At 35.3% G+C, this 12,794-nt stretch carries 9 protein-coding genes; all 9 read right to left on the reverse strand.

Annotated features, from left to right (window positions below; translation table 11 throughout):
• Positions 1 to 76: 76 nt before the first annotated feature.
• Positions 77 to 694, reverse strand: a complete 618-nt coding sequence (gene bioD, locus UH7x_RS05680) for a dethiobiotin synthase (RefSeq protein ID WP_482362752.1) — start codon at positions 692 to 694, stop codon at positions 77 to 79.
• A gap of 2 nt (positions 695 to 696) precedes the next feature.
• Positions 697 to 1,077: a putative signal transducing protein gene (locus UH7x_RS05685; RefSeq protein WP_482362753.1), complete on the reverse strand. Its 381-nt coding sequence runs from the start codon at positions 1,075 to 1,077 to the stop codon at positions 697 to 699.
• Positions 1,078 to 1,092: 15 nt separating this feature from the next.
• Positions 1,093 to 2,262: an aminotransferase class I/II-fold pyridoxal phosphate-dependent enzyme gene (locus tag UH7x_RS05690; protein WP_482362754.1), complete on the reverse strand. Its 1,170-nt coding sequence runs from the start codon at positions 2,260 to 2,262 to the stop codon at positions 1,093 to 1,095.
• A gap of 103 nt (positions 2,263 to 2,365) precedes the next feature.
• Entirely contained in the window at positions 2,366 to 2,644 is a 279-nt protein-coding gene (locus tag UH7x_RS05695) for a F0F1 ATP synthase subunit delta/epsilon (protein WP_482362755.1), read from the reverse strand.
• A 28-nt stretch (positions 2,645 to 2,672) separates the two neighbouring features.
• Entirely contained in the window at positions 2,673 to 4,181 is a 1,509-nt protein-coding gene (gene atpD, locus UH7x_RS05700) for a F0F1 ATP synthase subunit beta (protein ID WP_348146177.1), read from the reverse strand.
• A 190-nt stretch (positions 4,182 to 4,371) separates the two neighbouring features.
• Positions 4,372 to 5,991, reverse strand: coding sequence for an SGNH/GDSL hydrolase family protein (locus UH7x_RS05705; protein ID WP_482362756.1), 1,620 nt, complete (start codon positions 5,989 to 5,991; stop codon positions 4,372 to 4,374).
• Between the two features lie 42 nt (positions 5,992 to 6,033).
• The gene (locus UH7x_RS05710) at positions 6,034 to 8,784 is read right to left on the reverse strand and encodes a TonB-dependent receptor (protein ID WP_482362757.1); all 2,751 of its coding nucleotides are present in this window, start codon (positions 8,782 to 8,784) and stop codon (positions 6,034 to 6,036) included.
• Between the two features lie 203 nt (positions 8,785 to 8,987).
• Positions 8,988 to 10,835, reverse strand: a complete 1,848-nt coding sequence (glmS, locus tag UH7x_RS05715; protein ID WP_482362758.1) for a glutamine--fructose-6-phosphate transaminase (isomerizing) — start codon at positions 10,833 to 10,835, stop codon at positions 8,988 to 8,990.
• 172 nt (positions 10,836 to 11,007) lie between these two features.
• A complete protein-coding gene (locus tag UH7x_RS05720; RefSeq protein ID WP_482362759.1) occupies positions 11,008 to 12,792 on the reverse strand; it encodes a DUF4270 domain-containing protein in 1,785 nt (594 codons plus the stop codon).
• Positions 12,793 to 12,794 lie beyond the last annotated feature (2 nt).

A 12,794-nucleotide genomic window follows, 5' to 3' on the forward strand; every position in this document is an offset into this window, starting at 1 on the left:
TGAGTTCTAAAACCTAGCAAAGATGAGAATTAAAGATGATTCTTGCTCCTGCAATCCAATTTACTATTAAACAAAATTACAATGCTTCTAATACAGGTCTAAATTGATTAGCATACTTTCCAATTGTAGTTTTATCTATAGTGGCTTCTTCATCAATTCTACCTAAAACAAGCACACCCGTTTTATTAGCGATGATACTTTCAGTAGTTGGATGCTCATTTCCACTGAACAAAACTGACACCTCATACCCCCTTTCAACCAACCAATTAATCGTCATTAAAGAATGATTAATACTTCCTAAATAATGACGAGAAACAACAATAACCTTATAATTTGGCATAATTATATCCAATACAGTCTCTTCTTCATTTAAAGGCACTAATAAACCACCAGCCCCTTCAATAACCAAAGTATTTTCTGTTTGCGGCTCGATTATATCTGAATGTTCAATTCGAATACCATCAATTTCAGCTGCTGCATGTGGACTCATAGCCGTAGTTAACTCATAACTACTCTTATGAATTACTGATTTATCATTGGATATTAAATCGCGCACCTTATCACTATCAGTAGCATCTAAATCACCTGCCTGAACAGGTTTCCAATAATCTGCTTTTAGAGCTTCAACAATAATTGCAGATGCAAGAGTTTTACCTACATCTGTTGATATTCCGGTGATAAAAATTCGCTTCATTTTCAAGGTTTCGTTATAATATTACACTGCGTACAGCGATACTTTCTTTTTTCAAAAAATGGAAATAATTTATTCAAAATTCCTTTACGGGTATAATAAGCCTCAGATTTTTGTGCTTTGCAATTCGGACAGGTAATTGGGATACCATTATCATCAATCGCATAGTTTCTTATCTCGTCGTAAATTTCAATCGCACGAGCTTTATCTTTCTCTGCAACCTGAACTTTCACTCCTCCTATGGCATCACTTATAAGCGGATCAGAATTTAAGGTATACTCGTCTTTAAGAAATACTGAAATACCTTCAGATTCTAATTTTCCTTTAATAATCTGCACATCTGCTGGATAAGAAAAAGCACCTAACGTATAAAATTTATCGCCCATTTTATTAAACTCGTATCACCTAAATTTAGCTAAAATACTCAAGCTTTCAGTCATTTCTTCTATAGAATTAAAAGTATGGATACAAAACCGTAGTCGTTCTTTTCCTTTTGACACTGTTGGCGATAAAATAGGTTTAATATCAAAACCATTTTCATTTAATTTACGAGCTAAAAATCGGGCTTTTTCATTTCCAGGAACATACATACTTTGTATTGCAGAATTACTTAGCGTAAAATTTTCAATAAGATTCATTCTCATTAACTCCCTTCTAAAAAAATCTGTTCTACGCATTAAATCTTGACGTCTGTCAGCGCCATCAGCCGAATTTAAAAAATCAATTGCAACTATTATACTGGCTATTGTATGCGGCGGTAATGCAGTCGTATAAATAAGGCTACGGGCAAAATTTATCAAATAATCCTTTAAGTCAGCATTACCAATTATTGCTGCTCCATGACAACCAAGCGCTTTTCCGAAGGTGACAATACGTGCGAATACTTTATCTTCTATACCTAAGCGACAAATAAGGCCGTCTCCATTCTCACCCATAACACCAACAGAATGCGCCTCGTCAACAACTAAATGAAATTTATTATTTGTACAAAACTCTGCAAAACTATTAAGATCAGGAGAATCGCCATCCATAGAGAAAATAGCCTCTGTTACGATATAGATATCGGGCTGGTTTAAATTAATCCCATTCAAATCTTGAAGAATAGAATGACTTTTTAATATTAAATCTTCAAGATTATTATGCTTGAATTTGTAGCTTTTAGCATTCCCTAACTTAATACCGTCTCTTATACTTGCATGAATAAATTCATCATAGAAGATTATATCATTACGCTGTGGTACACAAGAGAAAAAGCCAATGTTAGCGTCATAACCTGAATTAAAAACCAAAGCCGATTGAGATTTAAAAAATTGACTCAGCTTTAATTCTAACCGATTATAAAGTGAATGATTACCTGTGAGTAAACGGGATCCTGTAGCACCATTTTCCACAATAGCATACTCGGAAAGAAGCTTAGAAATACATTGTGAAATTGATTGTTCTTTGGCAAAGCCCAAATAATCATTAGAAGAGAAATCAATCAAATTTGAATCTTCCGGGAGTTTGCGAAATGAACTTTCCTCCGTTCGATTCGCAAGTTTTAATTGTAACTTTTTTGGCAGCTTAGGCATAAGTCAAATTTACCACCTTTATTAAAATTTATATAAGTGTCTAAAACGAAAAAAGCCATCTGCTTAGTGCAGATGGCTAGAAATATTATAAAAGTTATATTTATTAATCAGCTAAAACGATAACTTTATTATCGCTCATTTCTACTGTACCACTAGAAATGGATAATATAATTTCACCTTTAGCACCTTTTGTAAATTTAGTTTCATGCTCTTCATCAAGTGATACATCTCCTTGAAAAGACACATTGCCTTCTTGTAATAAAGAAACAATAGCAGCATGATTGTTGAGCATTTGAAACTCACCTTCAACACCCGGAACAGTTACTGAAGTAACTTCGCCTGAGAATAAAGTAGCTTCTGGTGAAACGATTTCTAAATACATTCTATATAGTATTAATTGGTAATATTAATTAAGCTTCAGCAAGCATTTTTTCACCTGCTTCTACAGCTTCTTCAATAGTTCCTTTAAGGTTAAATGCTGATTCAGGAAGATGATCTAATTCCCCATCCATAATCATATTAAACCCTTTAATAGTTTCTTTAATATCAACCAATACACCAGGTATGCCAGTAAATTGCTCAGCAACATGGAAAGGTTGTGATAAGAAACGTTGAACACGTCTTGCTCTACCTACAGCCAATTTATCTTCTTCAGACAATTCTTCCATACCTAGGATAGCAATAATATCTTGCAATTCTTTATAACGTTGTAATAACTCCTTAACACGTTGCGCACAATCGTAATGCTCATCACCTAGAATTTCGGCAGTTAATATACGTGAAGTAGAATCCAAAGGATCCACTGCAGGATATATACCTAATTCAGCAATTTTACGAGAAAGTACTGTTGTTGCATCTAAGTGAGCAAAAGTTGTTGCTGGCGCTGGATCCGTTAAATCATCTGCAGGAACGTATACCGCTTGAACAGAAGTAATAGAACCTCTTTTTGTTGATGTAATTCTCTCTTGCATTGCACCCATCTCAGTTGCTAATGTAGGTTGATATCCTACCGCTGATGGCATACGACCTAATAATGCAGATACTTCAGAACCAGCTTGTGTAAAACGGAAGATATTATCAACAAAGAAAAGTACATCTTTACCTTGTCCTTCACCTGCTCCATCACGGAAATATTCTGCTATAGTTAAACCTGATAATGCCACACGAGCACGTGCACCAGGTGGTTCATTCATTTGACCGAAAACAAAAGTTGCTTTTGAATCTTTCATAGCAGACTTATCTACTTTTGAAAGGTCCCAACCACCTTCTTCCATAGAATGCAAGAAATCATCTCCGTATTTAATAATACCAGATTCAAGCATCTCACGAAGTAAATCGTTTCCTTCTCTTGTTCTTTCTCCAACACCTGCAAATACTGAAAGACCACCGTGACCTTTTGCAATGTTGTTAATTAGTTCTTGAATCAGTACTGTTTTACCAACTCCTGCACCTCCGAAAAGTCCAATTTTACCACCTTTTGCATAAGGCTCAATTAAATCGATAACTTTAATACCGGTGAATAATACTTCAGTAGTAGTAGTTAAATCTTCAAATTTTGGCGCCTCTCTGTGTATTGGCAGACCAGCTGAACCAGCTTTAGGCAAATCACCTAAACCGTCAATAGCATCCCCAATTACATTAAAAAGTCTTCCATATACGTCATCGCCAACTGGCATTTGAATAGCGCTACCAGTAGCAATTACTTCTGTACCACGGCTTAAACCATCGGTAGAGTCCATTGAAATTGAACGAACAGTATTTTCACCAACGTGAGACTGAACTTCAAGGACCAATTTTGAACCATCGGCATTATTAATTTCCAATGAATCATAGATTTTTGGCAGCTCATCACCTGAACCAAATTCAACATCGATTACCGGGCCGATGATTTGTGCAACTTTACCTGTAACTTTAGCCATTGTCTACTTATTTTTTATTTAGGATTAAAGGCTTCTGATGTAAGAACTTCTATAAACAAAAGAAGCATCCTTTTTTCAGGCTGCAAATATAAGATTTCAATCTCATATAAGAAACTCCATCTTAATTTTTTTACGCATTAAAAAAGCCTTCGTCTGAAGGCTTTATAATATGTATGATTTAAATTTTATTTTATTGTAAACTAGCTGAATAGTTCGTTGGATAGTCAATAGCATTCAATAAAGATTCTGAGCTTTCAAAATTTGATCCATAAGTTGCATCAATTGCCATTAAGAATTGATTAGCTAATACTGCATATCCTTTAGCAGTTGGATGAACGCCATCCAAACTAAATGCTCCTCCGGTTACTAAATCTGATGTTAAAATAAAATCCCCATCAGCATATCCACTACTAGCAATTTCTTGCATTAATGCATTAGCATCAACGAATGCTAAACCAGCTCCATCTGCAGCTGCTTTAATTGTAGCATTAAATTCATCAGTCGCGGTTTTAAGTTCAGCTTGTTCTTCTGGAGTTAAAACCCATTTATCTCCTAGTGGCAAGGTTATTCCATTTGCAGAAAACTGACCTGCTAAATTTGCAGGTAATCCTTGCCCCATTAATGTTGTTATATTATCGTTATCAATTGTAGCAATAAAAGTACTACTCGGTAAAACCAACAAATCGGTTGCAGTTGCTTGTCTTGCTTGCCCGTACGTCTGGCCTAGCAATCCAGCAACCAAAGGCGCAGCTTGCTCAGGCAAGCCTAATGACACTACAAAAGCCTTAAATGCAGCACTGCCACCTAAAGCACCAGCAATTTGAACTGTCAAATCATCAAGATTTTCATCTAAAATAACAACACCACTGGCTTCAGTTTCAGAAAATTCTATAATTCTATTTGTTTCGCCTAAAGCTGTAAAAACCTGATTTATAGCTCCAAAAACTGAATTAAGTGTAGGAATCTGAGGCGCAAATTCAGGATTCGCTGGATCTAATGGATTAAAAGGTACTGTTGTAAAATGCGGTATAGTTGACACATAAGGTATATTGGCTATAACTCCTTGAGCACCACCAGAAGTTAATCCACCAACTAACGCTCCTATTGCGCCATCAAACTGATCTTTAGGTGTAATTGGGTTGGTTCCATCACCACCTGTGGTCGCATAACCCAATACATCATTATTTCCTGCCCATAAAGTAAAAAAGGTTGGGTTTTGAGCCATTGCCATTTCCAAAACAGATGCATTTGGAGTAGTCCCAGTCATTCGAATAAAATAAGGACTAGCATTAGGTAGGTTAGCTGGATTACCATATCCAGAAAATACCATATGAATGGCTTTTGCGCCTGGCACTCCCATATTGTTAAATGGCCCGGTTGGGTTATTTACAAAAATGTCAGTAGTAGGCGATGCACCAGGATTTAGTTCTATTAAACGCTGTGGTCCAGTTCCGTTAAAAACAAAGCGTGTTTCTTGAATTTGACCCCCACCAGCTAATAATCCGCCAAAATTATCATTCATTAATGGTTGGCTAAAGGCTCCACCACCAACAAGTGCAAATTTAGTAGCAAGCATATTAGTCATAGAATTTTCCTGACTTGCTTTAAACAATGCACCATCTGTATATCCAGCTGTTAGTGAGTTACCAACAGCAACATAGTTAGAAAAATCTGCAGAACCAGCAGTTAATGTAGGAGCTTGTACTTCTACCTCCTCAGGTCCTTCAACATCTATTATTACTTCCTCAGGTTCATTACAGGCATTGAAACCCACAAAAAGACCTAATAAACCTATATATTTTAATTTCATTGTTTTATTTTTTATGTTTTTGAATCTCATTGGAAAGAAATATTAATTATTAATTATCCATGAGGCATAATACATAGAACCGATAAACCCTGTTCCGAAAGCAGTAAAGTATTCTTTACCTCCTAAATTAGTGCCACCAATTTTAAAGGTTGATTTAATCTTAGGCACATTAAAGTTGATTTGAGCATCAACTGTATGGAATTCTGGCACTAAACCGTTACCAAAAGTAGCTTCCCAATAGTAATCATCACTAAATCTGTATGCAACATTAAAACCTACATTTTTAATGACTTCAGTATTACCGAATGAAGCTTTAAACTTGTGCTCCGGGGTATTAAAATTAGTCGTAAAATCAGGATACAATTCTCTATCAAAATCTAATTTCGAGTAGGTATAACTACCCGATAAATCGAAATTACCTAAAACTTTCATTCCTAATTCTATGGATGCACCGTATGAATTTACATCAGCTTTAGAATTTGTATAGGAGCTATACGCTTGATAATCACCATTTGCAATAGCTGCCACAGATAATGCTCCGTCACCAACAGTACCATATAAAGGAGAAACCACGACTTCTTGAGAAATAAAATCTTTAAACTTATTATAATAAGCACTAAAATCAATTGTCAACTTATTCACTTTCCCTCTATAGCCTATTTCTGAAGAAGTAACTTGTTCTGGCTTGATTAAACTTGGGTTTGAAATCTGTAAATCAGCTGGATTTCCTGTTTGACCCAAAGAAGTAACAGAAGAAAGAGAATACGAATTTTCATAAGCCGCTCTACCTGTTTGAACTACTGACGCAGGAACACCTAAATCTTGTCCTTCTTCACTAATCTGATAGGTACGTGAATACCTATCTAAGTTATCAGGTGCTGACCCAACCAAAATTGCTCGACCGGCATCAAGACCGATAAATAAATCTTGAGTGGTAGGGTTACGAAAACCTGTTTGAATAGAAGCTCTAATGTTATGGTTTCTATTTAGTGTAAAACCAGCAGATAGTCGAGGCGAAACAAAGCCATCAAAAAATTCAGATTTATCATACCGTGCAGAACCCGTTAACTTTAAAGATTTTTCATTCTTCAAAGGAATTGTTTTTTGAACTTGAGTATATATTCCATATTCGGAATAATCAATTGTTCCATCATAATCTGTATAAATACTTCCTGAAGAATTCAAAGCATACTGTCTATAAGAGCCACCCACTTGAATATCAGCTATATCAATTAAATGACTAAAGTTATAATTAGCATCTGAATGATAATACTTAGAGGCATCTTGAAACTTTGACCCTGTTGTTAAATCCGGGTCATTAACACTTCTATTAAAAGCAGCTTCAAATTCTGGCGTTCCTGGCTCATAACGACCCGTATCGGCTACTGCACGTGCTTGTGCATGCTTCTGAGCTTCAGTTAGGTTTGCACCAGAAAGGGATAACCCTGCATAAGTTCCTATATAATCACCAAACCAATCTGCATCCGATTTCCAAGCCCTGTTAATATTAATACCTGTAAAAACCATATCGTATGAATTCCCTGCTTTGTCTGCTACAACATAACCACGAACAAAGAAATTATCGTTTCGGAATTCAATTTTGTGTTGTTGCTGAAAAAAGTCTTTGATATTATATCTATTGGTACCCTGGTAAATAGTATTACCAGTACCAACCTTACCAACATAAGATATTTCAAAATCAGTTTCCCAAGGACGATAATATAGCCCCCAATCTGCCTTAACGCTTTCAGCATTATAATTAGTTAAATCACGCTCATTATACCCTGTTCTACTCACTACCACGTCAGGAATAATTCCTAAACCTGAAGCAGCTCGAATGTTTGTAGAAACCTCATCACCATACACATTAATACCATCATAATTTAAATCTGCACGAGTGCCGCCCTCAGTAGTTTTGTCTACTTCGCTAGTTGCAGCCCAATCGGTACCCTTTAAATAACCAAAGTTTACTTTTCCGGCAAATTTTTCACTAAATTTATATGCTGCTCTTATACCGATATCGGTATAAGCATTATTCCCAGCAGCATCTTGAGAGGTTATTCCTCTTTTAACACTAGCACTTAATCCCTGATAATCAAATGGATTTTTACTACGCATAAATAACACACCATTAAAGGCGTTCGCACCATATAATGCAGATGATGCACCTGGCAGAATTTCAACGCTCTGCACATCGGTCTCAACCATACCAACTAAATTTCCGATAGGGAAATTTAATGCAGGAGTAGAATTATCCATTCCGTCTACTAATTGCATAAATCTATTGTTCGCGAAAGTTGCGAAACCACGAGTATTTACCGATTTAAATGTTAAACTATTTGTATTAACATCAACACCTTTTAAATTTTCGAGTCCATCATAGAAATCCGCTGAAGCGGTATTCTTTATTTCTCTAAGACCAAAACGCTCAACGGTTACTGGAGATTCAAAAATACGTTCGGGTGTTCTCGAGGCTGAAATTACTACCTCATCTAAAAAGGTCTGCGCCTCATTCAATGTAATAGATAAAGTTTGCGTAGAAGTTGTCACCTCAGCTGTAGCTTCGGAATAACCGATACTAGTAATCTGTAATTGAAATGGTGGCACTTCATCCGTTTGCAATGTAAAATTACCATCGAAATCTGTAGTTGTCCCTATGGCTTTACCGCTAATTACAATATTAGCTCCGGGAACAGGTTGTGCGTTATCGTCAACAACGGTACCTGAAATAGATGTTTGCGCTATTGCAAAGGACCCCAGCAACAGCAGGGGAATTAAAAAAACTGTCCGCATATTATGTTTAAGTTATGTTAGTTACTAAGTATACTGCAAGATACCTAATTTTCGTATTCGCAAGTACTAAAATGAAAAAAATTATGCATGCATAGTATTTATTTCTCATTTTTTAACATCTTAAAAAGCGAATTTGACAATAATGCACAAAAAAAGACCTTGTAAAATAACAAGGTCTTAAAGATTCTATGAAGTTACGGTATCTATTCTACAGTAACAGATTTTGCTAAATTTCTTGGCTGATCAACATTACAGTTTCTCATAACCGCAATATGATAGGATAATAATTGTAGAGGAATAGTAGTTAACAATGGGGTTAAAGACTCAAAAGTTTCCGGGATTTCAATACAATGATCAGCTAATTCTTTAACTTGCTCATCACCTTCAGTTACTATTGCAATTATTTTACCTTTTCTTGATTTTATTTCTTGTATATTACTAACCACTTTTTCGTAATGACCCTTATTAGTAGCGATTACAAAAACTGGCATTTGCTCATCAATAAGTGCAATCGGACCGTGTTTCATCTCAGCTGCGGGATATCCCTCGGCATGAATGTAACTAATTTCCTTTAGCTTCAACGCTCCCTCGAGTGCCACTGGGAAATTATATCCTCGCCCTAAATAAAGACAATTCGTAGAGTCTTTATAGACATCTGCTATAATTTCAATTAAAGGATTCGACTCTAATGCTTTTTCAACTTTAGATGGAATAGTTTCTAGCTCTGTTAAATACTCATGAAATTGAGCATCAGTAAATAATTCTTTTTCTTTAGCTAAATTAAGAGCTAACAATGTAAGTACTGTAATTTGTGTAGTAAATGCTTTTGTCGAAGCAACACCTATTTCAGGTCCTGCATGTGTATATGCACCCGCATGCGTTTCTCTCGCAATTGAAGAACCAACAACATTACAAACTCCAAAAACAAAGGCACCTTTTTCTTTAGCTAATTTTATTGCAGCTAAAGTATCTGCAGTTTCACCAGATTGCGAAATTGCAATTACTACATCATTTTCAGTAATTATAGGATTTCTGTATCTAAACTCAGATGCATATTCAACTTCTACCGGAATACGAGTTAAGTTTTCAAAAATATATTCTGCAACTAAACCAGCATGCCATGAAGTACCACATGCCACGATAATAATTCTATTGGCATTTAAAAATTTATCTAAGTGCTGATCAATACCCGCCATTTTCACAAGACCTTGATCTGCGAGTAATCGACCTCTATACGTGTCCAAAATTGCTCTAGGTTGCTCATATATCTCCTTTAACATAAAGTGATCAAAACCACCCTTTTCTATTTCCTCAATATTCATTTGCAATTCAAGAATATTTGGGTACGCAACAGCATCATTCTTGATTTTACGAAGCTTTATCTCTTTTCCTAAACGCACAATCGCCATCTCTTCATCTTCGAGATAAACCGCATTATTTGTAAATTCAATAAAAGGAGAGGCATCTGAGGCGATAAAAAATTCGTTATCACCAATACCAATAGCTAAAGGACTACCTAATTTAGCAACTACAATCTCATCAGGCTTATTTTTATCAAACACTGCAATAGCATATGCACCTACAACTTCATTTAATGCTATTTGAACAGCCTGGCCTAACATTACATTTTCCTTAGATTTCACTTCCTCAATCAAATTTACCAACACTTCTGTGTCCGTATCCGACTGAAAAGTATAACCTCTTTTTATAAGTTCTTTTTTAATAGACTCATAATTCTCAATGATTCCATTATGTATGATAACCAAATCACCTGAATTCGAATAATGTGGATGAGAATTTACATCGTTCGGAACTCCATGAGTCGCCCAACGCGTATGACCAATACCTAAATTTCCATTGAGTGAAATTTCACTTTTAGACTTTTTCTTTAAATCTTCAACCTTACCTTTGGTTTTACAAAGATTTACAGTTTCGCCATCATATAATGCAATACCAGCACTATCATATCCTCTATACTCTAATCGTTCAAGGCCTTTAATAATTATCGGATAAGCATCTCTATGACCGATATATCCTACTATTCCACACATATGATTTTATTTCTTTGTTGTAAAATTTTTATTACAAATTTATAATAAGAATGAAGTATTAACACCCTATTATAGAAATAGAACGGATTTTATCGGTAAGTGGTATACTGCGAACAATAAAATAGTTTGCGTATGATGTTTCTTAGGAATAATTACTTAAAAAGTGTACTATCTAATTTGTTTCAGTATAATAAATTTCAAGTTTCAATTTTTTAACTTCTTCTGCAGCAGATATATTACTACCATAAAGAACAGTACTTAAAGGTGTTAAAATAGCCGACGCTGGCAATTCCATTTCTTCGTCATTAGCCAACATAGCATTACGAGCACCAGTAATTCGAATATCAGCAGATACTTGAAGACCCAAAGTTGCATTAACAGAGTCGCGCACAATAATATTATTTAAATGATCTGTAATATTCACCGTATATTTTACACCTCTATTATTAGATTTTTCAATTAAACCATCATAATTTAAGTAAGCCTCAAGCGCCGTATCTGAAAGGCTATATTCAGTGACAACATTATACAAAGGCTGGTTAGTCTCAGCATTAAACAAATAAAGTCTTGGTGGTTCTTCGTCAGTATTGGACATCGCATCTTGATCTACATAAAAAGTTAGATTCGCTTCATTAATAATCCAATTATTGGCCTTAATCTCATTAATTTCAGACTCATCATCAAATAATTGTACTTCAGCAAAAGTACCCGCACCACCTTTTAAATAAATTCTTGAAGCATTATCTTCAGAAATCATTGCATCTGCTATTTCTGTCGGATAATCATCATTTACAAAAGTATTAACCGCGTTACCCGTTGTTGTTACTAACGCTAAATTAAATGATGAAGTCAATTCTTCGGTAGTGGAATCATCTACAATGTGGTCATAGTGATAATAGACCTCAATACGAGCATTTGAAATATCTAAGAGAAATAATAGTTCTTCTTCCGAAGGAGTAATAGACATATTAATTCCTCTAAAAAATTCTTTGAAATTAGCTGCACTAAGTAATTCCGTATCGCCTTCTTTATCTAAAATGTTTTGTTGAAAAAAATCAATACCTACGGCATCCAACTGCACTCTTATACCTGGCGCAACCTTAGTTTTTGTAGTTTCATCTTCATCCGTATCCGGATCATCTTCTTCACCCGGAAGAATAAATTCCTTATTATCAATCGAGTAAACACCCTCGAAAAACACTTCCCCAGTAAAAGTCGGTGAAAATTCTTGATTTGAATAGTATTCTTGTGCCTCTTGAAAGTTAGAATTAGGATCAAGATCACGCAAATAATAGGTTGACCGTTCTACTTTAAAAGTAAATTCTTGATTTCTATTCCCATAAATACTATCCAACTCAAAAGTTTCAGCATAACTCACAATATCTATAGAGTCATCTACATCATCACGGGTGCCATCACCATCAGTATCTGGGTTTTGTGGGTTCGTACCATTCGCAGACTCCGTAATATTTGAAACTGTATCACCATCACTATCATTAGTAGCATCTAGCTCAAAACCTACCTCTGCTGAATCTGGAACACCATCGGCATCCGAATCCAATTCGTTTAGCTGATAAGGCAAATAAACTACAACACTGTCTATAGTCTCATTCTCCGGGATTGCATCACTATTAGTTAATTCAGTTTCCTGAGTATAAATACCAAAACTAGGGTTACTTGATGGAAGTTGAACTTGGCTATTTATTGTAGCAACAGTTTTACCATAAACTGGATCGCTATAAACACCCAATTGATAAATTGGAAGCTGATTAGTTTGTACCGCTGCCACTTTTTTATTAAATGCTTTTACATTAAAAGTTGCCTTACTAGTTGTAAAGGGAGTACTTCCTACTATGGTAGCACCTATAGTTGTTGGGTCTTCAGTACAAGAAAATAATATCGCAGCTAGTAAAAATCCCGTAAAAACGGAATATTTAAATCTCTTCAAAAAGGTCATTT

Source organism: Aurantibacter sp. UH7 (assembly GCF_056839165.1).